Genomic DNA, 25718 nt, shown 5'->3' on the forward strand with positions numbered 1-25718 from the left:
TGCCGCCCCTATCCGGCTCGTCTAATCAGGGAGGACAGCGAAAGGCAGGCCCCATGCGAATTCTGATCACCAATGACGATGGCATCAATGCGCCGGGGCTGGAGGTGCTGACCGAAATCGCCACGGCGATTGCCGGGCCGGAGGGCGAGGTCTGGACCGTCGCCCCCGCCTTTGAACAATCGGGGGTGGGTCATTGCATCAGCTATACGCATCCGATGATGATCGCCAAGCTTGGACCCAACCGCTATGCCGCCGAGGGCAGCCCGGCCGATTGCGTGCTGGCCGCCCTTTATGACGTGCTGCAGGGCGCCAAACCCGATCTGGTGCTGTCAGGGGTGAACCGTGGCAACAACTCTGCCGAAAACGCCCTCTATTCCGGTACCATCGGCGGCGCGATGGAGGCGGCGCTGCAGGGCATCCCGGCCATTGCGCTGTCGCAATTCATGGGGCCGCAGACCAGCGAGCTGGCCGACCCGTTCGAGGCGGCGCGTGTGCATGGCACCGCCGTGGTGCGCGCGCTGCTCGACAAGGGCCTGTGGCAGGCCGAGGCCGATTACCGGATTTTCTACAATGTGAATTTCCCGCCCGTGGCCGCCGCCGAGGTCAAAGGCAGCAAGGTGGCCGCGCAGGGCTTTCGCCGCGACACCAGTTTTTCCGCCGATCCGCATATATCGCCCTCGGGCAAGCGGTTCCTGTGGATCAAGGGCGGGCCACAGCACGCGCCCACCCTGCCCGGCACCGATGCCGCCGTGAACCTTGACGGTTATATTTCCATCACGCCGATGCGCGCCGATCTGACGGCGCATGATGTGCTGGCAGACCTCGCGGTGCGGCTGGCATGACAACAGGAGCGCCGGATCACGAGGACGACCCGGCGGAACGCAAGATGCGGTTTCTTTTTGCCTTGCGCTCGCGTGGCGTGACCGACAGCCGGGTTCTGTCCGCGATGGAGCGGACGGACCGGGGCCGGTTTGTCAAAGGCCTGTTCGCGGATCGCGCCTATGAGGATATGCCGCTGCCGATCTCGTGCGGCCAGACCATCAGCCAGCCTTCGGTGGTAGGGCTGATGACGCAGGCGCTGGATGTGCAGCCGCGCGATGTGGTGCTGGAGGTGGGCACCGGATCGGGCTATCAGGCCGCGATCCTCAGCCATCTGGCGCGGCGCGTCTATACGGTGGACCGCCACCGCCGCCTTGTGCGCGAAGCGGTGGCGCTGTTTCGTGACCTGAACCTGATGAACATCACCGCGCTGTCGGCGGATGGCAGCTTCGGCCTGCCTGATCAGGCCCCATTCGACCGTATTCTGGTGACTGCCGCCGCCGAGGATCCGCCCGGCCCGCTCCTGGCGCAACTTAAGGTCGGCGGCATCATGGTGCTGCCGGTCGGCCAATCCGATGCGGTGCAAAGCCTGATCAAGGTCACCCGGCGCGAACGCGGCTTCGATTATGACGAGTTGCGCCCGGTGCGCTTTGTCCCTCTGGTCGAAGGGCTTGCGTCAGAGTAATATCTGCGCACAAGATACGGCGTAACATGATGCGACCCGGATCAACCGGGCATTGGCGAGGCTGAGCAATGCGATTGACCGCACCTTCCCCTGCAACCCTTCTTCGCGCCTTCGGGCTGACCACCGCGCTTGGCGCGCTGTCGGCCTGCGGCGGGCAACCCTTTGACTGGGATCTGCGCCCCGGCGGGCTGAACACCCGCGAGGCGGCGCTGGCCGCCACCGCAAGCCGCCCCGCCCCGGATGCGCGCGGTGTGATCTCTTATCCCGGCTATCAGGTCGCCGTGGCGCGGCGCGGCGATACCGTCAGCAGCCTTGCGGCGCGGGTCGGCACCGATGCGGGCGAACTGGCGCGCTACAATGCCGTGCAGCCCGGCGATCCCCTGCGCGAGGGCGAGGTGATCGCGCTGCCCCGTCGCGTGGCCACCGCAGGGGTTGCGGCCGCCGCACCGGGCACCGGGGCGATCATCGGCGCACCGATCCAGTCGGGCGCGATTGACGTGGGCACCATCGCTTCTTCTGCCATCAACAAGGCCGCCCCGGCAGGCACGGCCGGTGCCGCCGCGCCGACCGGCTGGCAAAAGGGCCCCGAGGCCAATTCGCAGGCGGCCGGCGTCGAACCGGCGCGCCATCAGGTGCAGCGCGGCGAAACCGCCTTCACCATTGCCCGCGCCTATAATGTCACCGCCAAGGCGCTGGCCGACTGGAACGGGCTCGATGCCAATCTGACGGTGCGCGAAGGCCAGTATCTGATGATCCCGGTGGCACAGGCGCAGGCCGCCCCTGCCGCCGCAGCCCCCGTGCCGGTGACGGCACCGGGCGCAGGCTCGCCGACGCCGGTGCCGCCCTCGGCCTCCAAACCGCTGCCCGCGCAGGACGAAGCCCCGGTGGCGCAGAAACCCGCCGCCGCGAAACCCGGTGCGGCGGCCCAGCCCGCCAAACCCGCCGCGCCGCCGGTGGCCGATCTCGGCGCCACCCGCACCGCCGCCTCCTCGTCGAAACTGGCGATGCCGGTCGGCGGTCAGATCATCCGCGGCTATGCCAAGGGCAAGAACGAAGGCATCGACATCGGGGCCGCTGCCGGGGCGGGCGTCGCCGCTGCCGCCGATGGCACCGTGGCCGCGATCACCAAGAACACCGATGGCGTGCCGATCCTGGTGATCCGCCACGCCGACAACCTGCTGACGGTCTATGGTGGCATCGACGCCATCACCGTCGCCAAGGGGGCCACGGTGAAACGCGGGCAGGCCATTGCCAAGGTGCGTGCAGGCAGCCCCGCCTTCCTGCATTTCGAGGTTCGCAAGGGCTTCGATTCCGTCGATCCGGCAGGCTATCTGCAATAAGGCCGGGCGGCCCCTCACAGACAGAAAGGCCGGGCACTTGCCCGGCCTTTTTATTGCCCCCGCCTGTCATGGGTCCACGGCAGTCGGCCCGAGGGGGCTCGATGCCCCCGAGAGCCGGGCCCCGTTGCGGTCAGGCCAGCGCGACACCCTGGCGCGCCGCCAGATCGGTGAAGAACTGCCAGGCCACCCGGCCCGAGCGTGCGCCGCGCGTCGCCTGCCACTCGATCGCCTCGGCCCGCAGCACATCCGCCGCCACCTGCACGCCGTAAGCGGCGCAATAGCCATCAATCATCGCCAGATATTCATCCTGCGAACAGGGGTGGAAGCCCAGCCACAGCCCGAACCGATCCGACAGCGAGACCTTTTCCTCCACCGCTTCCGACGGGTTGATGGCGCTGGACCGCTCGTTCTCGATCATATCGCGCGGCATCAGATGCCTGCGGTTCGAAGTGGCATAGAGCACCACATTCTCCGGTCGGCCTTCGATGCCGCCATCCAGCACCGCCTTCAGGCTTTTGTAATGCTGGTCATCATGGCTGAACGACAGATCATCGCAAAACAGCACGAAACGGGCCGGAGCGGCCTGCAGATGCTTCAGCAACCGCCCGACCGAGGGCAGATCCTCGCGCGCCAGTTCCACCAGCTTCAAATCGAGCCCGCGTGCCCGCACCGCCGCATGCACGGCTTTCACCAGACTGGATTTGCCCATGCCACGCGCGCCCCAGAGCAGGGCATTGTTGGCGGGCAGGCCCTTGGCGAAATGCAGGGTGTTTTCAAACAGCGTATCGCGCGACCGGTTCACCCCCACCAACAGCTCCAGCGCCACCCGCGAGACTTTCGCCACCGGATCGAGCCGGTCGGGGTTGGTGTGCCAGACGAAGGCCTCCGCGCCGGAAAACTCCGGCGCGGGATGGGCGGGCGGAGCCAGACGCTCCAGCGCCTCGGCAATCCGGGTCAGGGCGTCGCTGGGCAGGCTGTCAAAGCTCATTTATGCGCTCCTGCATCCGCGTCGGCTTCGTCTTCATCCTCGTCCACCCACAGGCCCTCGGCGCGCAGCGCGGCCTCGCGTTTCTTTTCGATCCGCGCGATCAGGAAGATCGACACTTCATACAGCGGATAGATGGCGGCAAAGAGGATGATCTGGCTCATCATGTCGGGGGGGGTGACCACCGCCGCCACGATCAGGATCAGCACGACCGCATATTTGCGCATCGCCTTCAGACCCTTGGACGAGATCAGTCCGGCCTTGCCCATCAGCGTCAGCAGCACCGGCAGCTGGAAACACAGTCCGAAGGCCATCACGAAACTGGTGGTCAGCGCCAGATATTGCTCCATCGAGCCTTGGAATAGCACCCCCGCCGGCGCGCTGGATACCACCTCGCCCGCCACATCGGCCTCGGTTGCGCCGAAGTTCTGCTGGAAGCCCAGAAAGAAATCAAACGCGATCGGCAGCACGATGTAATAGGAAAACGCCGCGCCCAGCAGGAACATCAGCGGCGAGGCGACGAGGAAGGGCAGGAAGGCATTCTTTTCCGACCGATAAAGGCCGGGAGCCACAAAGCGCCAAAGCTGATAACCGATCACCGGGAAAGACAGCGCAAAGCCACCCATCACCGAAATGCGGATGGCCACGAAGAAGCCCTCCTGCAACTTCACGAGGATCAGCCCGCATTCCTGATTGCGCGCGGCCAGCGCGTCGCAGATCGGCTGGGTCAGGAAGTTGAAGATCGGGTTCCAGACGGTAAAGCACAGGCACATCGCCACCAGAAACGCGCCAAGCGCATAGAGGATGCGATTGCGCAGCTCTGCCAGATGTTCGATCAGCGGCGCGCTGCTGTCTTCGATATTGTCGCTCGTCATGCCTGCTCATGTCCTTCGGGGGCCGCGCCTGCGGGGGCGGGCGCATCGGTCTTGGGCTGGGCCTGCCTTGCGGCCTGCTCTGCCAGACGCGCCGCGCGTTTGGTGGCGACCTCTTCGGCGAGGGCCGTGGTGGCGGGTCCCAGCGGTGCCGCTGCGACCGCCTCGGCGGCCACGGGTGCGGCGGTGGCTGCCGCTCCGGCCGCGATGGTGGCGGCAGCGGTGGGCGGAGCCGCCGGGGCCGCAGGCGCATCGGGGTCCGGCACGGCCGAAGTGCCCGGTTTCGGTTTCAGCGGATCCCAGGCCTCGAATTTGGTGGCGGCGTTTTTAACCGCATCCAGACCCATGCTGCGCGCCGAGGTGGCCTTGCGCAGATCATCTGCCACATCGCGCAGGCCGGTATCATCCGCGGCACTTTCCATCGCCCGCTGAAATTCGCGCGCCATCGACCGCGCCTTGGCGGTAAACCGCCCCAGCGTGCGGAACATTTCCGGCAGGTCTTTCGGTCCGATGACGATAAGCGCCACCACCCCGATGACCATCAGTTCGGTCCAGCCGATATCGAACATCTTTCAGGTGCCTCCGGGCGTGTGCCGTGCCATCCCCTTTGGGGGATCAGACCTTGTCTTTTTCGGGGGTCGGCGTCACGTCGCGCAGCGCGGCATCGGTGCGTTCGATTTCGGCGGTCTCTTCCTTGACGCCTTTCTTGAAGGCATTGATGCCCTTGCCGACTTCGCCCATCAGCGAGCTGACCTTGCCCTTGCCAAACAGCACGAGCACGACGACACCGATCAGAAGCAGGCCGGGAAGGCCGATATTGTTGAGCATGGCAGTTCTCCTTGCACGCCCGGTTCGGGGGCCGATTGCAGTTGATCCGGCAGTGCGATGCGCCGGTGACTGATGTTGTGTCGCGCAAAGCGGGCGGCGTTACCAGAGGCTTTGGCGGCACAGCCGCGCGCTGCTGACAGCAAGATGTCAGTTGCCCCGGTTGACGCCCGCCCGGCTTGCGCGCACCCTGCCCGGCATGAGCCGCAATGACCGCCTGTATGATCTGATTCAGCTGCTGCGCGACGGGCGGTTGCACCGCGCGGGCGATCTGGCGGCGCAATTGGGCGTCTCAACCCGCACGATCTGGCGCGATATGGCGGTGCTGGCCGACTCGGGCCTGCCGGTGACGGGCGAACGCGGCGTGGGTTATATCCTGCGCGCGCCGGTGACGCTGCCGCCCTTGATCCTGACCACCGACGAGTTGGTGGCGCTGCAACTGTTCCTGAGCCAGACCTCCGAGGCGGCGGACAGTGACGTGGCGCGCGGGGCGCGCAGTCTGGCGGCAAAGATCTCCGCCGTCCTGCCACAGACCGGGGCCGAGGGCGAGGCGGGCTAAGCTGAGGCGTGGCTGGCGCGCTGCGCCGGAAACACGAAACAGCGGTCACGCCGGATCATCAGCCACAGCACGGTGCCCGGTTTGGGCAAGAACACCCCCGGCACCGAGGCGGTGAGTTTGGCACCTTCGAAATCCATCGCAAATTCCACAAGGCTTTCGCGGCCCAGAAACCGGGCGCGCTGCACCGTGCCACGGGCGGGCGTGCCATCCATCGGCGTCGGATTGGGGCCCCGTCCGGCGCGGTCAAAGTCGATCTTCAGATGCTGGGGACGGATGATGATATCCACCTCGGCCCCATCGGCATGGCCCGGCGTCAGAAACTCGCCAAAGGGTGTTTCGGTCAGCGCCCCGCGCGACACGCCCCGGATCACGTTGATATCGCTGAAAAACGCCGCCGCAGCCTTGTCTGCCGGGCTGTTGTAGACATGATAGGGCGAGCCGCGCTGCACGATGCGCCCGCCGCGCATCAGCGCGATTTCATCGGCCATGCGCAGCGCCTCGTCCGGCTCATGCGTGACCAGCAGCACCGCCGCGCCCTCTTCCTTCAGCACTTCCAGCGTGGTGTCGCGGATGCCGTCGCGCAGGCGGTTGTCGAGGCCGGAAAACGGCTCGTCCATCAGCATGATACGCGGGCGCGGGGCCAGCGCCCGTGCCAGCGCCACCCGTTGCTGTTCCCCACCCGAAAGCTGATGCGGATGTTTGTCGCCATAGCCGGAGAGGTTCACCCGCTCCAGCAATTCGCCGATGCGGGCGCTGCGGGCGGCCCGGTCGGCCTTCAGCCCGAAGCCCACATTCTGCGCCACCGTCAGATGCGGAAACAACGCGAAGTCCTGAAACATCAGGCCAATGCCCCGCGCCTCGGGCGGCAGGGCGGTGACGGGGCCAAACACTTCGGCCCCGTCGATCAGGATCTGGCCGTCATCCGGCGTTTCGACCCCGGCAATCATGCGCAGCGTGGTGGATTTGCCGCAGCCCGAAGGGCCGAGCAGGCAGGTCACCTGCCCTGGCGCGATGGTCAGGCTGACCGCATCCACCACCGCCCGCCCGCCAAAGCGGCGGGTCAGCGACCGGGTTTCCAGACGGGCGGGCGTGTTGGGCACGGGCTATCCCTAGAGAATTGATCGGGTATCTGCCTAACAGCCCGCAGAGGCAGAGACAAGCACCGCACCGGCCCGCGCCGCCGCTGCGGTGCGCCCGGTCACAGCGTTGCGTTGGTGGCACCACCATCCAGCAGGATGTTCTGCCCGACAATGAACCCGGCATGGGCCGAACACAGGAACGCACAAGCCGCGCCGAATTCAGCCGAGGTGCCATAGCGCCGCGCCGGAATGGTCGCCATGCGCTGCGTGCGCGCCGCATCCATGCTGATGCCCTGCGCCTTGACCACACCGCCATCCAGCGCCGTGGCGCGATCCGTGTCATGGATGCCGGGCAGCAGGTTGTTGATGGTCACGCCGAACGGGGCCACCTGCCGCGAGGTGCCCGCCACATAGCCGGTCAGCCCGGTGCGCGCGGCATTGGACAGGCCGAGCTGGGCAATGGGCGCCTTGACCGATTGCGAGGTGATATTGACCACCCTTCCCCAGCCCCGGTCGATCATGCCGGGCAACAGCGCCGTCATCAGCGCGATCGGCGTCAGCATATTGGCATCCAGCGCGCGGATGAAATCATCGCGCGTCCAGTCGCTCCACATCCCCGGCGGCGGACCACCGGCATTGGTGACCAGAATATCCACCGCGCCTGCCGCCGCCAGCACCTCGGCCCGGCCCGCATCGGTGGTGACATCCGCCGCGACCGTGGTCACACGCACGCCATGCGCCGCCCGGATCTCTGCCGCCGCCGCCTCCAGCGCCTCGGCGCCGCGCGCGTTCATCACCAGATCGACACCGGCTTCGGCCAGCGCCTCGGCGCAGCCCCGGCCCAAGCCTTTGGACGATGCGCAGACCAGCGCCGTCTTTCCCCGAATCCACAGATCCATGCCCGTTCTCCCGTTTGCGTTTGACCAAGCCTAGACCAGCGCGCCGCGGGTTTGAAGGCCGCGTTATGGCCGCTGTCTTTCTGGCGCTGCTGACGCTTCTGTGTCCAACTCTGCGCCGCGATGCCCGAATTTTGCTTCATTGCCGTGATGTTATGTGCCAAAGACACGGGCGCGGCAGGATCGGGATGGCCTGCCCGCGCGTTTTCGTCCCTCCATCCGATGAACGGCCCCGCCCCATGACGGACAGTCGCACCCCTTATGATCTACCCGGACAGGCCTGCATGGTTTTCCCTGCGGATGCCGTTTACGTGGCGGCTGGGGCCAATGTAGGCGACAGCCTGAGCGCGCCCGCCGAGGTCTGCCCCGGCGACATCTACGAGCTGGAACGCGGACAAGAGGCGCTGCGGCTGGTGGTCGCGCGCGAAGCCGGGGCGCAGCATGTCGCCGCCGGTTCGGCCATCGGCACGCCCGGCGATGTGGTCGATCTGCTGGGGCGCTATACGCTGATGGGTGATGACGGCAACCGGGTCGAATTGCTGGTTCTGGCGCTGCATGGCACGGCGGCGGGCATCTATGCCCTGCCCATGTCCCCCATGGGCGCGGGCATCGAATATGCGCTGGTCAAGGTGGAAGATGCGCCCGAAGCCGCGCCGTTGTCGGATCTGCTCTGCGTCAGCTTCGCGCGTGGCACGCTGATCACCATGGCCGATGGCACCCAGCGCGGGATCGAGACTCTGGCGCAGGGCGACAGGGTGCTGACCCGCGATCACGGCCCCCAGCCGGTGCGCTGGGTTGGCCATGCCACGCTGCGGGCGGTCGGGGCCTTTGCCCCGGTGGTGATCAGTGCCGGGGCCATGGGCAATGCGGGCGATCTGATCATCAGCCAGCACCACCGCATGTTCCTCTATCAGCGCAACCGCGCCAAGGGCGTACCCACCTCTGAAGTGCTGGTGCAGGCCAAACATCTGGTGAATGGCGAGACGATCTTTCTACGCGAAGGCGCTTATGTCGATTACTTCAGTCTGGTGTTTGACCGGCACGAGATCATCTATGCCGAGGGCATCCCCGCCGAAAGCTTGATGGTGACAGAGGCCACGCTGTCGCGCCTGCCGGTCGAGCTGTCAGCCGAGGTCAAGGCGCAGTTCCCGGGGCTGAGCCAGCATCAGCATTTCGGCACCGAGGCCGGGCGGCAGATGCTTGACCTGCTGACCCCCTCGGCGCAGGTTGGGCCAAAGGCGAAGGCGCGGCCCAAGGCCTGACGCCCGCGCGACTTTTTGCCGGAAGGAACCGCCATGATCCAGGGCTTGTGGCACGCGCTGATCGGGATCTGCCTGCTGGCCAGCCCGGCCTTGGCGCAGGAGCTGGTCGAGGTGTCCGACATTCCGGCCACGGTCAGCGCCGATCTGGCCGCCCCCGACACGCCCGATTATGTGCGCGCCTGGTCAGGCGATCTGACCGGCGATGGTCTGGCTGATCTGCTGGTGCAGGCTGCCTACCCGATGGGCGGGGGCAATGCCGCCATGCTGGCGCATGTGATCTATCAAGCCGAAGGCACCGGCTTTACCCGCCTGCGGGAGATGACCTTGCCGCAGGGCATCAAATCCGCCCGTCGCGAGGGCACCGACCTTGTGGTGACGATGTTCCGCTATCTGCCCGAGGATCCGCATTGCTGCCCCTCGGGTGAGGATGATCTGCGCCTGCCGCTGTGACGCTGCCATGGTTACAGTCTGTGGACTGGCGCGCGCCTTTGCGGTAAACGCCCGCCATGCTTGACAACCGCCCCACCCTCCCGCCCGAAATCGCCCGCCGCCGGACCTTCGCGATCATCGCGCACCCGGACGCCGGCAAAACGACGCTGACCGAAAAGTTCCTGCTGTTCGGCGGGGCGATCCAGATGGCCGGGCAGGTGCGCGCCAAGGGCGAAGCGCGGCGCACCCGCTCCGACTTCATCAAGATGGAGCAGGAGCGCGGGATCTCGGTCTCGGCCAGCGCCATGTCCTTCGATTTCCGCGAATACCGCTTCAATCTGGTGGATACGCCCGGCCACTCGGATTTCTCCGAGGATACCTACCGCACGCTGACGGCTGTGGATGCGGCGGTGATGGTGATCGACGGGGCGAAGGGCGTGGAAAGCCAGACCCGCAAACTGTTCGAGGTCTGCCGCCTGCGCGATCTGCCGATCCTGACCTTCTGCAACAAGATGGACCGCGAGGCCCGTGACACCTTTGAAATCATTGACGAGATTCAGGAAAACCTCGCCATTGACGTGTCGCCCGCAAGCTGGCCCATCGGATCGGGGCGCGAGTTTCTGGGCTGCTATGACATTCTGAACGACCGGCTGGAGCTGATGGACCGCGCCGACCGCAACCGCGTGGCCGAAACCATCCAGATCAACGGGCTGGACGATCCCAAACTGGCTGAACATGTGCCCGCCGCGATGCTGGCAAAGCTGCGCGAAGAGCTGGAGATGGCGCGCGAGCTGCTGCCCGCCTTTGACCGCGCGGCGCTGCTCAACGGTTCGATGACACCGATCTGGTTCGGCTCGGCCATCAACTCTTTCGGGGTGAAAGAGCTGATGGACGGCATCGGCAAATTCGGCCCCGAACCGCAGCCGCAGCCCACCGCCAGCCGCAAGGTGGCCCCCGAAGAATCCGCCGTGACCGGCGTGGTGTTCAAGGTTCAGGCCAATATGGACCCGAAGCACCGCGACCGCGTGGCCTTTGTGCGCCTCGCCTCGGGGCATTTTGAACGCGGCATGAAACTGACCCATGTGCGCACCAAAAAGCCGATGGCGATTGCCAACCCGGTGATGTTTCTGGCCGCCGACCGCGAACTGGCCGAAGAGGCCTGGGCCGGGGATATCATCGGCATTCCCAACCACGGGCAATTGCGCATCGGCGATGCGCTGACCGAGGGCGAGGCGCTGCGCTTTACCGGCATCCCGTCCTTTGCGCCGGAACTGCTGCAAGGCGTGCGGGCGGGCGATCCGATGAAGGCCAAACATCTGGAAAAGGCGCTGATGCAATTCGCCGAAGAAGGTGCGGCCAAGGTGTTCAAACCGATGATCGGCTCCGGCTTCATCGTGGGCGTGGTGGGCGCACTGCAATTCGAGGTGCTGGCCAGCCGGATCGAGCAGGAATACAGCCTGCCCGTGCGGTTCGAGCCGTCGCAATTCACCTCGGCGCGCTGGCTGACCGGGGCGAAGGCGGATGTGGAGAAATTCGTCAACGTCAACAAGGGCCATGTCGCCTATGACAACGACGGCGATCTGGTCTACCTGACCCGCCTGCGCTGGGACATTGACCGGGTGGAACGCGATCACCCCGAGCTGAAACTGACCGCGACGAAAGAGATGATGGTGTAAGCACGACAGGGGCAGCACAGCTTGCGCACCGCCAGCTGCTGCCCCCAGCCGTCACTAAATCCGCACAGGAAAACCGCGCCGTCTTTGAAACCGCGCGCGCAAAGTCGCATTTTCAGCCTGTCAAGCCTAGCACAAAGCGGGCAAGGCGCATAGGTCTTGCCCCTGTTGGCGGATCCGGGTGACAGTGGCCGCAGAGTGTTGGAGCCCGCAGAGCGTTGGAGGAAGCATGACGGCACCGCGCGCCTTTCTGGTTGGCACGGCAAAGAACGAAGGGCCGTTCATTCTGGAATGGGTGGCGCATCACCTTGAGGTGGGCTTCACCGATATTGTCATCTATCAGAACGATTCCGACGATCTGACCCATGAAATCCTGTCGCTGTTGCAGGCGATGGGGGTGATCCAGTATTTCGTGAACCATGCCGGGCGCGGTGGCCATCAGGTGCGCGCCTATGCCCGTGCCGGGGCCCTGCCCGAATACAAGGCCGCCGCTTGGGCGATGGCGTTGGATCTGGATGAGTTTCTGGTGGTCAAGACCGGCGATGGCCGTCTGGCGGATTTCGTCGCCGCCGCCCCCGAAAGCGATCTGATGCAGGTCAACTGGCGGCTGTTCGGATCCTCGGGCAAGCGGCTGCAAAGCTTTCGCATGCAGACAGAGCGTTTCACCATGGCCGACTATCTGATGGAGGATAACGAAAGCTTCAACGCCTATAAATGCCTGTTCCGTCCGGCCCATTATGTGCGCCCGGGCATCCACCGCCCGCAACTGCCCAAGGGATCGACCTTCACGCCGCGCGTGACCAATGGCTCTGGCCTGCTGCCAGAGCAATACAAGGTAAAGAATTACAACTCCACCGATCCGGGTGGGCAGCGGCTGGCGCAGATCAACCATTACATCGTGCGCGATCTGGACACGTTTCTGGTCAAAACACGGCGCGGTTCGGCGCATCAGGACGACCGCGAGGTCGGGCTGAAATACTGGGCGCTGCGCAACCGCAACTTTGTGCGCGATGACAGCATGCAGCCCTGGCTGCCCCGCATGTTCGACCGGATCCGCGCGCTGGACGCGGCCTCCAAGGGCAAGCTGATGCGGCTCAGACGGCAGAGCATCGGGTTGCACAAGGAAAAGTTCGTGATTCTGATGGAAGACGCCGAAGCCCGGCTTTTGCGCCGCGATTGCCTGAAATTCGAGGGAAATGTGCCGCTTGTCGGCAGTTACAAGGATTACCTTGATCCCTGACGCCGGGCGCTTGCTTGACTCGCGGCCATATTTCGGGTAACCGGCAACAGGCTGATACAGCCATGATGCCGGGGCGCCCGGACAACTTGCGTCCCTTCTTATCTCCTGCGGGCCGATCCCGCTGTGACAGGACGTAAATGACCAAGTTCTCCGACCTCGCGCTGGACCCGCGCGTATTGCAAGCCGTAGCGGAAGCCGGCTATGAAACTCCGACCCCCATTCAGGCGCAGGCGATCCCTCATGCCTTGCAGGGCCGCGATGTGCTGGGTATTGCCCAGACCGGCACCGGCAAGACAGCGAGCTTCACGCTGCCGATGATCACCCTGCTCGGGCAGGGCCGAGCCAAGGCGCGGATGCCGCGCAGCCTCGTGCTGGCCCCCACCCGCGAACTGGCAGCACAGGTGGCCGAAAACTTCGACACCTATGCCAAACACACCAAACTGACCAAGGCGCTGCTGATCGGCGGCGTGGCGTTTGGTGAACAGGACAAGCTGATCGACCGTGGCGTCGATGTGCTGATCGCGACCCCGGGCCGCCTGCTCGACCATCACGAACGCGGCAAGCTGTTGCTGACCGGCGTGCAGATCATGGTGGTGGACGAGGCAGACCGGATGCTCGACATGGGGTTCATCCCCGACATCGAACGCATCTTCAGCCTGACGCCGTTCACCCGGCAGACCTTCTTCTTCTCGGCCACCATGGCGCCCGAGATCGAGCGGATCACCAATACCTTCCTGTCGAACCCGGTGAAGATCGAAGTGGCGCGCCAGTCGACCACCTCGGAAACCATCGAACAGCAGCTGATCCAGATCACGCCCTCGCGCAAGGATCGCAGCTTTGCCGACAAGCGCGCCGTGCTGCGCGCGCTGATCAAGCAGGAAGGCGAAGCCTGCACCAACGCCATCATCTTCTGCAACCGCAAGATGGATGTCGATGTGGTGTCCAAGTCGTTGAAAGCGCATGGTTTCAACGCCTCGCCGATCCATGGCGATCTGGATCAATCGGTCCGCACCAAGACGCTGGATGGCTTCCGCGATGGCTCGGTTCACCTGCTGGTGGCTTCGGATGTCGCGGCGCGTGGCCTTGATATTCCGGCGGTCAGCCATGTCTTCAACTTCGATGTGCCCTCGCATCCCGAAGATTACGTGCACCGCATCGGTCGCACCGGCCGGGCCGGGCGCAAGGGCAAGGCCTATACCATCGCCACGCCCTTTGATGACAAATATCTGGCGAATATCGAAGCGCTGGTGAAACAGCCGATCCCGCGCGGTGTGCTGCCCGAAGGCTTCACCCTGCCGGAACCGGGTGCCAAACCCGAGCGCCCCGAGCGCAAGGACGAGCGCGGGCCGAAAAACAGCCGCTCCAGATCCGGTCGCGATGATCGCAAACCGAAGGAAGAGCCGCAGGCCGCAACCGCCCCCGTCGCCGTTGCCGCAGCCCCGGCCCCCCGCAAGGAAGAGCCGCGCCGCGACGATCGGAAAGACGACCGCCGCGAGGACCGCAAGGATGACCGCCGTGACGAGCGTCGCGACTCGCCGCGCCCTGCCCCGCATGGCGCTGTGGCGCATCACGGCACCGGCCATCACGGCCATCACCACGCCGCCCCCTCGGGCGAGCGCCGCGATTACCGCAACCGGAACGACCGCGATGACCGTGTGGTGGGCATGGGCGACCATGTGCCCGACTTCATCCTGCGCAGCTTCAAACTGCGCGAGTCAACCCCGGATGATCTTGAGGTCTCGGCCCCCGAGGCCGAACGCGCCGACGCAGAATAAAAAGAGGCGCCTTCGGGCGCCTTTTTTCATGCCCGCCCTGCCGGGCCTCCCCCATGCAAAAGGGCGCCCGCAGGCGCCCTTTTCTATTGGAAGTCGGGCGATGGTGCGCCTCAGCCTTCGGTCAGGCGGCTGACCACCACGGTGACTTCGGGTTTCTTGCCGATTTCTTCGACGCCGACCTGCCGCACGATCCGGCGGATCGCCTCTTCCAGCTTGTCATCATCGCGCAGCACCTTGGCCGGGGCGGTGCCCAGGAACTCGGTCACTTCGGTTTCCATCATCTCGGCCAGACCCGAGCCGCGCTTGCCCACTTCGGGCAGGCCCATCAGTTCCACCCAGGCATCGCCCAGCGGTTCGTCCTGTTCATCCAGGATCACCGTGACCAGCGTATGCCCGTTCAGCGCCATACGGATCCGGTCGCGCACCACGCCATCCCGCGCGCCGATCAGCACCGAGCCATCCAGATAGATCCGCCCGGTTTCGATGAACTCCGCCACTTCCGGCGCGCCGCCGGTCAGATCCATCATCATGCCATTGGTGGCAATCTCGGCGGCAATGCCGCGCAGCGTGGCCAGACGCGCATGTTCGCGCAGATGGCGGTGTTCGCCATGCATCGGGATCAGCATCGCCGGTTTCAGGATCTCGTGCACCGCTTCCAGATCGGGGCGGTTGGCATGGCCCGAGACGTGATAGCGGCCATTGGTGTCATCCACCACATCCACGCCCATTTCCGAGAAGCTGTTCATGATGCGCAGCACATCGCGTTCATTGCCCGGAATGATCTTGGACGAGAACAGGAACAGATCGCCCTCTTTCAGCTCCAGCCCCAGATAGCGCCCGCGCGACAGTTGCGCAGTGGCCGCGCGGCGTTCCCCCTGTGATCCGGTGACGATCAGCATCAGATTGCCGCGCGGCACTTCCAGCGCCGCCTCGGACGGGATGGTCGGCGGCATGCCGGTCAGAACGCCGGTTTCCGTCGCCACCTTCACCATGCGCTGCATCGCGCGGCCCAGCAGACAGACCGAGCGCCCCGCCGCCCGGCCCGCTTCAGCCAGGGTCTTCAGACGCGCCACGTTGGAGGCAAAGGTGGTTGCCACCACCATGCCGCCCGCATTGGCGATCAGCCCATGCAGCGGATCGGCCAGCGTCGATTCCGACCGGCCCGCATGCAGCGAGAACACATTGGTGCTGTCGCACATCAGCGCTTTCACCGGACGTTCCGCCGCAATCTCGCGGAACAGCGCCGGGTTCCAGCCCTCGCCCACGATCGGGGTTTCATCCAGCTTGAAATCGCCGCTGTGCACGATCCGCCCCGCAGGCGTGTCAATGATCAGCGCCGAGCTTTCGGGAATCGAATGGGCCACCGGCACGAACTGCACCTGGAATGGTCCGGCTTCGACCACGGCGGGGCGGGCCTCCACGGTGTTGATCACATCCAGCGGCAGGCCGTATTCTTCGAACTTGAGCCGCCCGATGGCGGCGGTAAAGCGGCGGGCATAGACCTTTTTCTTCAGCTTGGGCCAAAGATGGCTCAGCGCGCCGATATGGTCCTCATGTGCATGGGTGATGAAGATCGCCTCGATCCGGTCAAGGCGCGCCTCCAGCCAGGCAATATCGGCCATGATCAGATCGACACCCGGTGTCGTATCCATATCGGGGAAGGTCACGCCCAGATCGACCACGATCAGGCGTTCGCGGTCTTCGGGACCATAGCCATAAACATAGCAGTTCATGCCGATTTCGCCGGCGCCGCCCAAGGGGAGGTAGATCAGGCGGTTGGTTTTCATTGGGTTTCCAGTTCCTTGTTGTAACGGTGAATGAGGACGAGGCCATGCATGGTCAGATCGTCCTCCACCGAATGAAATAGCTCGGTTCCCTGCTGGAACAGGGGGGCAAGCCCCCCGGTGGCAATGACCTTCATCGGGCGGTCGCGTTCCAGACGGATCTGGCGGACGATGCCTTCAACGAGGCCGATATAGCCCCAATACACGCCAGCCTGCATACAGGCCACAGTATTCGTGCCGATGGCGGTCAGCGGGCGGGCAATGTCGATATGCGGCAGCGCCGCCGCCGCCATATGCAGCGCCTCGAGGCTGAGGTTGACGCCGGGCGCAATCACCCCGCCGATATAGGCGCCGTCAATGTCGACGACGTCAAAGGTGGTGGCGGTGCCGAAATCGACCACGATCAGATCACCGCCATGCCGGTCAAACCCGGCCACGGTGTTCACCAGCCGGTCCGGTCCGACCGTCGTGCCCTGATCGACACGCGGCGCCACGGGCAGCGCACATTCCGGCTTGCCCACCACCAGCGGTCTGCAATCGTAATAGCGGTTGCACAGCACGCGCAGATTGAACACGACCCGTGGCACGGTCGAGGAAATGATCGCCTCGGTGATCTGCGCGTCAATTCTGGTAAGCATCATCAGCGACGACAGCCAGACGAAATATTCATCCGCCGTGCGTTTGTGATCCGACGCGATGCGCCAGGTCGCAATGAACCGATCCCCGTCCCAGATGGAAAACACGGTGTTGGTATTGCCGCAGTCGATGGCGAGCAGCATGGATGCCCCCTTCCCTCAGAAGAAAACCTCGGCGGCGGGGATCGCGACCCGCATACCGCTCATGTTCAGCACCAGCGCGCCGCTGGCGTCAATCGTCTCGAAAATGCCATCGCGGGTTGTGCTGCCGGTGCGGGCGCGGATCCGCTCGCCGATCCGGGCGGCGCGGGCCAGCCAAGCGGCGCGCAACGGTGCGAAGCCCGCCGTGGCAAAGGTGGCTTCCCACTGCGCAAAGGCCGGGGCGAGGTGTTCCAGAAAGCGTTCGGGCGTGATGCGCAGCCCGGTTTCCGACAGCAGGCTGACTGGCGTTACCGCCCCCGGCTCCACCGCCTCAGGCGGTGGCGCGCCGATCAGGTTGACGCCGATGCCGATCACCAGATGCGAGACCGCCGCCCCCTGCCCGACGCTTTCCAGCAGGATGCCCGCCAGCTTGCCACCATTCAGCAGCACGTCATTCGGCCATTTCAACGCAAAAGCCTGCGGCAGGCCGGTCAGGCTGACGCAGGTATCATGCAGGGCCAAGGCCGCAGCAAATGAGCGCAGCGCCACCTGATCGGGCGGGCCTGCGGGTTTCATCACCAGAGAGCCGTAAAAATTGCCCTGCGGGCTGGTCCAGGGGCGGCCCCGACGGCCACGCCCGGCAGTCTGCTCTGCGGCCAAGACCCAAGCCGGGCCGGTCAGGCCCGGCGCAAGCGTCGCCGCATAGGCATTGGTGCTGTCAACGCTGGCAAGGGCGTGGCGTGCCACGCCCTCGGGCCAGTTCGGGGTCACGCCGGGCTTAGCGGACAAGGGCTTCCGCCGCGACAGCCGCGATCGGATCAATGCCGAACAGCTGCACCGCCGCACCGAACACCACGATCAGCACGGTGCCGACAAAGGCCAGCCATTGCACCGGGCTCATCCGGCTTTCCACGCCTTCGGATTCCTTGCCGAAGAACATGAAATAGACGATGCGCAGATAATAGAAGGCACCGATCACCGAGGCGACCGCCCCGGCCACAGCCAGCCAGGTCAGCCCGGCATCCACCGCCGCCGTCAGCACCGTCCATTTGGCGAAGAAGCCGATGAAGGGCGGCACGCCGGCAAGGCTGAACATCAGTGCCAGCACGGCATAGGCTTTCATCGGCTCGCGCTTCGACAGCATGTGCAGGGCCGCAATATCCGACACGGGTTTGCCGTCCCGCTCCAGCGACAGGATGAAGGCAAAGGTGCCGACGTTCATCGTGACATAGATCGCCAGATAGACCAGCATTGCCTGCACGCCCATCGCCGTCCCGGCAGCCAGACCCAGCAGTGCATAGCCCATATGCGCAATCGAGGAATAGGCCATCAGCCGTTTGATGTCGCGCTGACCGATCGCCGCAATCGCACCGAAGAACATCGACAGCAGCGACAGCACGGCAATCACCTGCGTCCACTGGCTCGGCACGCTGCCAAAGGCATCATGCACCAGCCGCGCCAACAGCGCCATCGCTGCCACTTTCGGGGCGGTGGCAAAGAAGGCGGTGACCGGCGTGGGCGAGCCTTCATAGACATCCGGCGTCCACATATGGAACGGCACGGCCGAGACCTTGAACGCAAGGCCCGACAGCATGAAGACAAGGCCGAACAGCAGGCCAACCGGCACACCATCGCCCAGCGTGGACAGGATGCCCGAGAACAGCGTAGTGCCTGCAAAGCCATAGGTCAGCGATGCGCCATAGAGCAGCAGCCCCGAGGACAGCGCGCCGAGGACGAAGTATTTCAGGCCGGCTTCGGTCGATTTGGCGCTGTCGCGGCGGATCGAAGCCACGACGTACAGTGCCAGCGATTGCAGCTCCAGCCCCATATACAGCGCCATCAGATCGCCGGCAGAGACCATCATCATCATGCCGATGACCGACAGCGCCACTAGGATCGGGTATTCAAACCGCGCCAGGGCGCGGCGCTGCATGTAATCCTCGCTCATCACCAGAACAGCGGCGGCGGACAGCAGGATAGTGACTTTGGCAAAGCGCGCAAAGGGATCATCGTTGAACATGCCGCCAAAGGCCGTGCGCGCACCCTCGCCGCTGACACCGATCCACAGCGCCAGTGCCACGAACATCGCGGCAGTGGCCCAGGTGATCAAGGTCGAGGTCTTGTCCTTGCCGGTATAGACCCCGAACAGCAGGGCCCCCATCGCATAGACCGCAAGGGCGACCTCGGGCAGGACGATGTTGAAATCAGACGCGTTCATCTCTCGGCCCTCAATGCGATGCGGCTTCGGCCATGCCCGCAGGGGCAGGCGTTGCAGCTTGGTAGTCAGTGACGAGCTGCCCAACCGAGGGGCCGATGATGTCGGTCACAAGGCTGGGGTAAATGCCCAGAAGCAGGGTCATCACCACCAGCGGCGCAAAGATGGCGCGTTCGCGGATGGTCATGTCGGTGATGGATTTCAGCGCCTCTTTCACCAGATCGCCGAACACGACGCGGCGATAGAGCCACAGCGCATAGGCCGCCGAGAAGATGACGCCCGAGGTGGCGACAGCGGCCACCCAGGTATTGACCTGGAAGATCCCCATCAGCGTCAGGAATTCACCGACAAAGCCCGAAGTGCCCGGCAGGCCCACGTTCGCCATGGTGAAGAACATGAAGATCAGCGCATAGGCGGGCATGCGGATCACAAGGCCGCCATAAGCGTCGATGTCGCGGGTGTGCATCCGGTCATAGATCACGCCGACGCAGAGGAAGAGCGCGCCCGAAATGAAGCCGTGGCTGATCATCTGGAAAATCGCGCCGTCAATACCCTGCTGGTTGGCGGCAAAGATGCCCATGGTCACATAACCCATATGGGCAACCGACGAATAGGCGATCAGCTTTTTCATGTCCTGCTGTGCCAGAGCGACCAGCGAGGTGTAGACGATGGCGATGGCCGACATCCACAACACCAGCGGCGTCAGAAGATCGGCGCCCACCGGGAACATCGGCAGCGAAAAGCGCAGGAAGCCATAGCCGCCCATCTTCAGCAGGATTGCCGCCAGCACCACCGACCCGGCAGTTGGAGCCTGAACGTGGGCATCGGGCAGCCAGGTGTGCACCGGCCACATCGGCATCTTCACCGCAAAGCTGGCAAAAAAAGCGAGGAACAGCAGAGTCTGCAAGCCACCGACGATCTGGAAGCCCGCAAGGCCGATGGTCTCGGAGGCAAAGTCATGCGTCAGCAGCGTCACGATATCGGTGGTGCCTGCATCGACGAACATCGCAATCATCGCCACCAGCATCAGCACCGAGCCGAGAAAGGTGTACAGGAAGAACTTGAACGAGGCGTAGATCCGGTCCTTACCGCCCCAGATGCCGATGATCAGAAACATCGGGATCAGACCGGCTTCGAAGAACAGGTAGAACAGCACCAGATCCAGCGCACAGAACACGCCGAGCATCAGCGTTTCCAGCATCAGGAAGGCAATCATGTATTCCTTGACGCGGGTGTCCACCCCCCAGCAGGCCGCGATGGTGATCGGCATCAGGAAGGTGGTCAGCATGACAAACAGCACCGAAATGCCGTCAACGCCCATCTTGTATTTCAGGCCGAGGATCCAGTCATATTCCTCGACAAACTGCATCCCGGTATTGGCCGGGTCGAACCCGGCCAGAATGGTCAGCGACACAAGGAACGTGGCCGAGGTGGCAAGCAGGGCCACCCATTTCGCATTGCGCTGTGCGGCGGCATCATCGCCACGCAGGAACAGCGCCAGAACGGCGGCGGCCACTGCGGGGATGAAGGTGATGATGGAAAGAACGTTTTCCATTAGTGTGCGCCCCCCGAGAGCGACATCCAGGTGACAAGGGCAGCGATGCCCAGCACCATGGCGAATGCGTAGTGGAAGATGTAACCCGATTGCATCCGGGCGGCAAAGCGCGTCAGCATCGGAATGAGGCCCATGGCAACACCGTTGATCGACCCGTCGATCACTGCGCCATCACCCTTCCGCCACAGGAAGGAACCAAGCCATTTCGCCGGGGCCACGAAGATCGCGTCATACAGCTCGTCGAAATACCACTTGTTGAGCAGGAATTCGTAAAGCGGACGCTGCGTGGCGGCCAAGCGTTTCGGCAGATCGGGCCGACGGATGTAGAACTGATAGGCCAGCGCAAGGCCGAGCAGCATGGCGATGAACGGCGAGACCTTCACCCATTTCGGCACCGAATGGGCCGCGGCGATGATGGTGGTCGGCTCGTGATGGCCTTCACCCTCGTGGAAGCCGATCCGCTCCTTGACGGCCGCCAGCTCTTCCGGGCCATAGGGCAGGATGCTGATGGCACCCTTGGGCGCGGCAGCGACCGCATGGGTGTCGGCGGCATGGGCCTCGGTGCCCGGAGCGGCTTCGGTCGTCGCAGCTTCTGTTGCCTCGGGGGCGGCATGCGCCTCGCCTTCGGCGGCGTGATGCACGGCGGCTTCCATGCCGAACCAGGCATTCATCTTGGCTTCATCGCCAAAGAAGCTGTTGTACCAGATCATGCCCGAGAACACCGCCCCAAGCGCCAGAACGCCCAGCGGGATCAGCATGACAGCCGGGCTTTCATGCGGTTCGTGATGGCCGTGGCCGTGATCATCATGGCCATGGGCGTCGTGACCATGCGCGGCATGTCCGTGGGCATCATGCCCATGCGCGCGGCTTTCCCCGTAGAAGGTGAGGAACATCAGGCGCCACGAATAGAACGAGGTCATGCAGGCCGCGATCACCAACAGCCAGAAGGCATAGTTGGAGCCGACATAGGCGCTTTCGATCACGGCATCTTTCGACAGGAAGCCTGCAAAGCCGTAATGGGTCAGCGGGATACCGACGCCGGTGATGGCCAGCGTGCCGATCATCATCGCCCAGAAGGTCAGCGGGATCTTTTTGCGCAGACCACCATAGTTGCGCATGTCCTGTTCGTGATGTGTTGCATGGATCACCGACCCGGCGCCCAGAAACAGCATCGCCTTGAAGAAGGCATGCGTGAACAGGTGGAACATGGCGACCGGGTAGGCCCCCACCCCGGCAGCGACGAACATGTAGCCCAGTTGCGAACAGGTCGAATAGGCGATCACGCGCTTGATGTCGTTCTGCACCAGACCGACGGTGGCAGCAAAGAACGCCGTCGTCGCCCCCAGCACGGTGATCATGGTGGTGGCCGAAGGCGCGAATTCATAGAGCGGCGACATGCGGCACACGAGGAACACGCCCGCCGTCACCATGGTTGCCGCGTGAATCAGCGCCGACACCGGGGTCGGGCCTTCCATCGCATCCGGCAGCCAGGTGTGCAGGCCAAGCTGGGCCGATTTGCCCATCGCGCCGATGAACAGCAGCACACCGATCAGGTTCGCAGCGTTCCAGTCGGCCCAGAGGAAATGCAGATTGGTCTGCGCCAGTTCCGGTGCGGCCGCGAACACATCGTCAAAGCGGATGCTGTCGGTCAGGAAGAACAGCGCAAAGATGCCAAGCGCAAAGCCGAAGTCACCCACGCGGTTGACGATGAACGCCTTCATCGCGGCGGCATTGGCCGAAGGCTTGCGGTAATAGAAGCCGATCAGCAGGTAAGACGCGACGCCCACGCCTTCCCAGCCGAAGAACATCTGCACCAGGTTGTCAGAGGTGATCAGCGTCAGCATGGCGAAGGTGAAGAACGAGAGATAAGCGAAGAACCGCGCCTTGTAATGTTCGCCCTCGCCCCAGTTGTCGTCATGCGCCATGTAGCCGAAGCTGTAGAGATGCACGAGCGCCGAGACGGAGTTCACCACCACCAGCATGATCGCGGTCAGCCGGTCCAGCCGGATCGCCCATTCGGTGTCAAGGCTGCCGGACTGGATCCAGGTCAGCAGGTGGATATGCTGGGTTTCGCCGTCGAAGCCCAGAAAGATAACCCAGGACAGGGCCGCCGCAAGAAAGACCAGCGCCGTGGTAATGACCTGCCCGGCAAACTCGCCAAAGAACCGCCAGCCGAAGCCGCAGATCAGGGCGCCGACAAGGGGCGCAAGAAGGATGATCGTGGCCATGTGCCTCAGCCTTTCATCACGTTGGCGTCTTCGACGTCGATGGTGCCGCGGGTGCGGAAGAAGCTGACGAGGATCGCAAGGCCGATGGCGGCCTCGGCTGCGGCCACGGTCAGCACGAACATGGTGAACACCTGCCCCACCAGATCGCCAAGGAAGCTGGAGAAGGCGACAAGGTTGATGTTCACCGCCAGCAGCATGAGTTCAATCGACATCAGGATGACGATCACGTTCTTCCGGTTGAGGAAGATGCCGAAGATGCCGATGACGAACAACGCCGCCGCCACCGTCAGGTAATGTTCCAGTCCTACCATTCTCGTCCCTCCGGGTGTTTGCCCGTATATTCTGGATGCGGCGGCGCCGCCTTTGTGCCGGGTAAACCCCCAGCCTCTGTTTTTCCGTAGGGTGCGTGCCATGCACGCACCGATCACAAGCCCTGCCCCGGCTTCACGTCTTTCAGTTCCATCGCCTTGGCCGGATCGCGCCACATCTGGTGCAGCACGTTCTGGCGTTTCACGTCCTTGCGGTGGCGCAGGGTCAGCACGATGGCGCCGATCATGGCGACCAGCAGGATCAGGCCCGATGCCTGGAACAGGTAGATGTATTGGTCATAGATCAGCATCCCCAGCGCACGGGTGTTCTCCATTTCAGAGATCGCGGGCGTCACGGCCTGGCGCAGCCCCAAGGCACCTTCGGCCTGGGTCCAGACGGCAAAGGCCATGCCGAATTGCAGCAGGATGATCACACCGACCAGCAGCGCCAGCGGCATGGTGCGGGCCATCTCGCCCTTCAGTTCGGCAAAATCAATGTCGAGCATCATCACCACGAACAGGAACAGCACCGCCACCGCGCCGACATAGACGATGATCAGCAGCATGGCCACGAACTCGGCCCCCAGCAGCACGAACAGGCCCGCCGCCGACAGGAAGGTAAGGATCAGCCACAGCACCGAATGCACCGGGTTGCGCGACACCGTGACCATCAGGCCCGCAGCCACCGCCACCACGGCAAAGCAATAGAAGGCGTAATCGGCAACGCTCATGCGTTTTTCTCCTCGGTTTCCGCAAAAACCGCCTGAGCCATCTCAAGCGCCTTCTGCATGGCGGGCAGCCCGCCGAACATGCTCATCTGCCAGATCACTTCCGCAATCTCGCGTTTGGTTGCCCCCGCCTCAAGCGCATGGCGGATGGTCAGTTTCAGCTGCGCCTCGGCATGGGCGCCCAGCACCGTCAGCGCCGAAATGGTCACCAGCAGCCGGGTTTTCGCATCCAGCCCTTCGCGGTTGAAGGTGCGGCCGAACCACATTTCCATCATGTCTTTCGTCATGGTGGGCATGAAAGTCTCGAAGCCTTTCACCGACATGGTTTCCAGCGACGGATTCAAGGCGCGGACCATCTCCTGCCCCTGCTCCATCATCGTCTTGAAAAGTTTGGTGAAATCTTCGTTCATTGCGATCACCGATACGGAGCGTCAAGCTCGAGGTTGCGGGCAATTTCGGCTTCCCAGCGCGCGCCATTCTCCAGCAGCTTTTCCTTGTTGTAGTAAAGCTCTTCGCGCGTTTCGGTCGAGAATTCGAAGTTCGGGCCTTCGACGATGGCATCCACCGGGCAGGCTTCCTGACAGAAGCCGCAATAGATACATTTCGTCATGTCGATGTCATAGCGCGTGGTGCGGCGCGAGCCATCCTCGCGCGGTTCTGCGTCGATGGTGATGGCCTGCGCCGGGCAGATCGCCTCGCACAGCTTGCAGGCGATGCAGCGTTCCTCGCCATTGGCATAGCGACGCAGCGCGTGTTCACCACGGAACCGGGGCGACAGCGGGCCCTTTTCATGCGGATAGTTCAGCGTCGCCTTGGGGGCGAAGAAATACTTCAACCCCAGGCCAAAGCCTTTGATGAAATCCACGAGCAGGAAGTATTTCACGGCCCGGTTCATATCCATCGCGCCCATCTTAAGCTTCCTTTGCCTTTGTTTCTTGCAGCGCGCCCGCAGTGCTGTGCGGGGCCCATTTCTTCACATAGTCGCTTTGCAGCATGATATCGCCAAGACTGCTCTCCGCGAGACGCTCCACCTCGTAGTAGAGATAGACCCGGTCCTTCGGAAAGTCGGTTTTGCCCAGACGCAGCCGGTTGCCCTTTAGCGCCGGATCCGGAAAAACAAAAGGCTGTGCGCCCTTTTCCGGCACGGTGCGCAGGCCAAGGCAGCGATGAACCTGACAGCCCGCCGTCCGGCCCCAGAAGGTCCAGACAAGCTCGGGACTGAACTGATAGATGCCATGCGCAAGCCAGCCGTTCATCCCGTTGGCCGACACGAAGCGCCCGCCCGGTTTCAACATGCGGAACACGCTTTGCAGCGCCACCGGCACATTGAACACGTGTTCCAGCGTGCCGCCGTCAAAGATAAAGTCGAACTGGCCTTCCAGCTCCGGCGCGACGGGTCGGTTGAGGTCATGCAGGATACCTGCACCCTCGTAATCCGAAAAGTCCATCGCCTCCATCTGGCCGAAGCCCAGCTTTTCCATCAGCGTTTCGCAGAAGCCATCTTCCTGCACGGTCTGCTGGAAACTGCCCTCTTTGCCCGCGCGCCGCCACGACCGTTCATACAACCGGCTGAAACGTCCGTTCGGCTTGAAGGCATGACGCCCAAGCATCAGCGTCCGGCCCTCGGGGCGGAACCGCCCCGAAAGCTGGCAAAGCTGATCAAAAAGGACGTAATCGACCCCCAT

General features: G+C 63.9%; 26 protein-coding genes. 9 read left to right on the plus strand and 17 right to left on the minus strand.

Going from position 1 to position 25718, the window contains the following annotated elements; all coding sequences use genetic code 11:
• The first annotated feature begins 53 nt into the window (after positions 1 to 53).
• From surE to KM031_RS02890, 3 genes are all read left to right on the plus strand, one after another.
• Positions 54 to 842: a 5'/3'-nucleotidase SurE gene (gene surE, locus KM031_RS02880; RefSeq protein ID WP_215503060.1), complete on the plus strand. Its 789-nt coding sequence runs from the start codon at positions 54 to 56 to the stop codon at positions 840 to 842.
• Positions 839 to 1504, plus strand: a complete 666-nt coding sequence (locus tag KM031_RS02885) for a protein-L-isoaspartate(D-aspartate) O-methyltransferase (protein WP_215503061.1) — start codon at positions 839 to 841, stop codon at positions 1502 to 1504. The genes surE and KM031_RS02885 overlap by 4 nt, the downstream gene beginning before the upstream one ends.
• 68 nt (positions 1505 to 1572) lie before the next feature.
• Positions 1573 to 2844: a LysM peptidoglycan-binding domain-containing protein gene (locus tag KM031_RS02890; RefSeq protein WP_215503062.1), complete on the plus strand. Its 1272-nt coding sequence runs from the start codon at positions 1573 to 1575 to the stop codon at positions 2842 to 2844.
• 130 nt (positions 2845 to 2974) lie between these two features.
• Here KM031_RS02890 and KM031_RS02895 read toward each other — a convergent pair whose 3' ends face one another.
• From KM031_RS02895 to KM031_RS02910, 4 genes are read right to left on the minus strand one after another with little or no spacing between them, the layout of a single operon-like run.
• A complete protein-coding gene (locus tag KM031_RS02895; protein WP_370879077.1) occupies positions 2975 to 3832 on the minus strand; it encodes an ATP-binding protein in 858 nt (285 codons plus the stop codon).
• On the minus strand, positions 3829 to 4704 hold the full coding sequence (tatC, locus tag KM031_RS02900) for a twin-arginine translocase subunit TatC (RefSeq protein WP_215503063.1): 876 nt from the start codon (positions 4702 to 4704) through the stop codon (positions 3829 to 3831). The genes KM031_RS02895 and tatC overlap by 4 nt, the downstream gene beginning before the upstream one ends.
• On the minus strand, positions 4701 to 5270 hold the full coding sequence (tatB, locus tag KM031_RS02905) for a Sec-independent protein translocase protein TatB (RefSeq protein WP_215503064.1): 570 nt from the start codon (positions 5268 to 5270) through the stop codon (positions 4701 to 4703). Before tatB ends, tatC begins: the two co-directional genes overlap by 4 nt.
• A gap of 46 nt (positions 5271 to 5316) precedes the next feature.
• Positions 5317 to 5529 carry a twin-arginine translocase TatA/TatE family subunit gene (locus KM031_RS02910; RefSeq protein WP_215503065.1) on the minus strand — a complete coding sequence of 71 codons (213 nt, stop codon included), beginning with the start codon at positions 5527 to 5529 and terminating at the stop codon, positions 5317 to 5319.
• Positions 5530 to 5680: 151 nt separating this feature from the next.
• Here KM031_RS02910 and KM031_RS02915 point away from each other — a divergent pair, with 151 nt between their 5' ends.
• The gene (locus KM031_RS02915; RefSeq protein WP_246566767.1) at positions 5681 to 6085 is read left to right on the plus strand and encodes a helix-turn-helix transcriptional regulator; all 405 of its coding nucleotides are present in this window, start codon (positions 5681 to 5683) and stop codon (positions 6083 to 6085) included.
• On the opposite strand, the gene KM031_RS02920 is transcribed toward KM031_RS02915, so the two are convergent.
• Together KM031_RS02920 and KM031_RS02925 are read right to left on the minus strand one after the other, a co-directional pair.
• Positions 6082 to 7185, minus strand: a complete 1104-nt coding sequence (locus KM031_RS02920) for an ABC transporter ATP-binding protein (RefSeq protein ID WP_215503066.1) — start codon at positions 7183 to 7185, stop codon at positions 6082 to 6084. The genes KM031_RS02915 and KM031_RS02920 overlap by 4 nt on opposite strands.
• 98 nt (positions 7186 to 7283) lie before the next feature.
• On the minus strand, positions 7284 to 8063 hold the full coding sequence (locus KM031_RS02925; RefSeq protein WP_215503067.1) for an SDR family oxidoreductase: 780 nt from the start codon (positions 8061 to 8063) through the stop codon (positions 7284 to 7286).
• 281 nt (positions 8064 to 8344) lie between these two features.
• Between KM031_RS02925 and KM031_RS02930 the strand changes: the two genes are divergently transcribed.
• From KM031_RS02930 to KM031_RS02950, 5 genes are all read left to right on the plus strand, one after another.
• Entirely contained in the window at positions 8345 to 9322 is a 978-nt protein-coding gene (locus KM031_RS02930; RefSeq protein ID WP_215503068.1) for a Hint domain-containing protein, read from the plus strand.
• A 33-nt stretch (positions 9323 to 9355) separates the two neighbouring features.
• Complete coding sequence (locus KM031_RS02935; protein WP_215503069.1) at positions 9356 to 9772, plus strand: LppP/LprE family lipoprotein; 417 nt, start codon at positions 9356 to 9358, stop codon at positions 9770 to 9772.
• A 56-nt stretch (positions 9773 to 9828) separates the two neighbouring features.
• Positions 9829 to 11427: a peptide chain release factor 3 gene (locus tag KM031_RS02940; protein WP_215503070.1), complete on the plus strand. Its 1599-nt coding sequence runs from the start codon at positions 9829 to 9831 to the stop codon at positions 11425 to 11427.
• Positions 11428 to 11653: 226 nt separating this feature from the next.
• A complete protein-coding gene (locus tag KM031_RS02945; protein ID WP_215503071.1) occupies positions 11654 to 12664 on the plus strand; it encodes a glycosyltransferase family 2 protein in 1011 nt (336 codons plus the stop codon).
• Positions 12665 to 12801: 137 nt separating this feature from the next.
• Complete coding sequence (locus tag KM031_RS02950) at positions 12802 to 14439, plus strand: DEAD/DEAH box helicase (protein WP_215503072.1); 1638 nt, start codon at positions 12802 to 12804, stop codon at positions 14437 to 14439.
• A 110-nt stretch (positions 14440 to 14549) separates the two neighbouring features.
• Here KM031_RS02950 and KM031_RS02955 read toward each other — a convergent pair whose 3' ends face one another.
• The 11 genes from KM031_RS02955 to KM031_RS03005 form a co-directional block, all read right to left on the minus strand.
• Positions 14550 to 16226 (minus strand): ribonuclease J, encoded by a 1677-nt coding sequence (locus KM031_RS02955; RefSeq protein ID WP_215503073.1) that lies wholly within the window; start codon positions 16224 to 16226, stop codon positions 14550 to 14552.
• Complete coding sequence (locus tag KM031_RS02960) at positions 16223 to 17002, minus strand: type III pantothenate kinase (RefSeq protein WP_215503074.1); 780 nt, start codon at positions 17000 to 17002, stop codon at positions 16223 to 16225. The genes KM031_RS02955 and KM031_RS02960 overlap by 4 nt, the downstream gene beginning before the upstream one ends.
• Positions 17003 to 17017: 15 nt before the next feature.
• Complete coding sequence (locus tag KM031_RS02965) at positions 17018 to 17788, minus strand: biotin--[acetyl-CoA-carboxylase] ligase (protein ID WP_246566768.1); 771 nt, start codon at positions 17786 to 17788, stop codon at positions 17018 to 17020.
• On the minus strand, positions 17778 to 19217 hold the full coding sequence (gene nuoN / locus KM031_RS02970; RefSeq protein ID WP_215503075.1) for an NADH-quinone oxidoreductase subunit NuoN: 1440 nt from the start codon (positions 19215 to 19217) through the stop codon (positions 17778 to 17780). The genes KM031_RS02965 and nuoN overlap by 11 nt, the downstream gene beginning before the upstream one ends.
• A 10-nt stretch (positions 19218 to 19227) precedes the next feature.
• On the minus strand, positions 19228 to 20769 hold the full coding sequence (locus KM031_RS02975) for an NADH-quinone oxidoreductase subunit M (RefSeq protein ID WP_215503076.1): 1542 nt from the start codon (positions 20767 to 20769) through the stop codon (positions 19228 to 19230).
• Positions 20769 to 22997 (minus strand): NADH-quinone oxidoreductase subunit L, encoded by a 2229-nt coding sequence (gene nuoL, locus KM031_RS02980; protein WP_215503077.1) that lies wholly within the window; start codon positions 22995 to 22997, stop codon positions 20769 to 20771. Before nuoL ends, KM031_RS02975 begins: the two co-directional genes overlap by 1 nt.
• Positions 22998 to 23002: 5 nt before the next feature.
• Positions 23003 to 23308 carry an NADH-quinone oxidoreductase subunit NuoK gene (gene nuoK / locus KM031_RS02985; protein ID WP_215503078.1) on the minus strand — a complete coding sequence of 102 codons (306 nt, stop codon included), beginning with the start codon at positions 23306 to 23308 and terminating at the stop codon, positions 23003 to 23005.
• A 113-nt stretch (positions 23309 to 23421) separates the two neighbouring features.
• The gene (locus KM031_RS02990; RefSeq protein WP_215503079.1) at positions 23422 to 24036 is read right to left on the minus strand and encodes an NADH-quinone oxidoreductase subunit J; all 615 of its coding nucleotides are present in this window, start codon (positions 24034 to 24036) and stop codon (positions 23422 to 23424) included.
• Entirely contained in the window at positions 24033 to 24443 is a 411-nt protein-coding gene (locus KM031_RS02995) for a carboxymuconolactone decarboxylase family protein (RefSeq protein WP_215503080.1), read from the minus strand. Before KM031_RS02995 ends, KM031_RS02990 begins: the two co-directional genes overlap by 4 nt.
• Positions 24444 to 24448: 5 nt before the next feature.
• The gene (gene nuoI, locus KM031_RS03000) at positions 24449 to 24943 is read right to left on the minus strand and encodes an NADH-quinone oxidoreductase subunit NuoI (RefSeq protein ID WP_215503081.1); all 495 of its coding nucleotides are present in this window, start codon (positions 24941 to 24943) and stop codon (positions 24449 to 24451) included.
• A 1-nt stretch (position 24944) separates the two neighbouring features.
• The gene (locus KM031_RS03005) at positions 24945 to 25718 is read right to left on the minus strand and encodes a class I SAM-dependent methyltransferase (RefSeq protein ID WP_215503082.1); all 774 of its coding nucleotides are present in this window, start codon (positions 25716 to 25718) and stop codon (positions 24945 to 24947) included.

It is taken from the genome of Gemmobacter fulvus, from assembly GCF_018798885.1.
Taxonomy (GTDB): domain Bacteria; phylum Pseudomonadota; class Alphaproteobacteria; order Rhodobacterales; family Rhodobacteraceae; genus Gemmobacter; species Gemmobacter fulvus.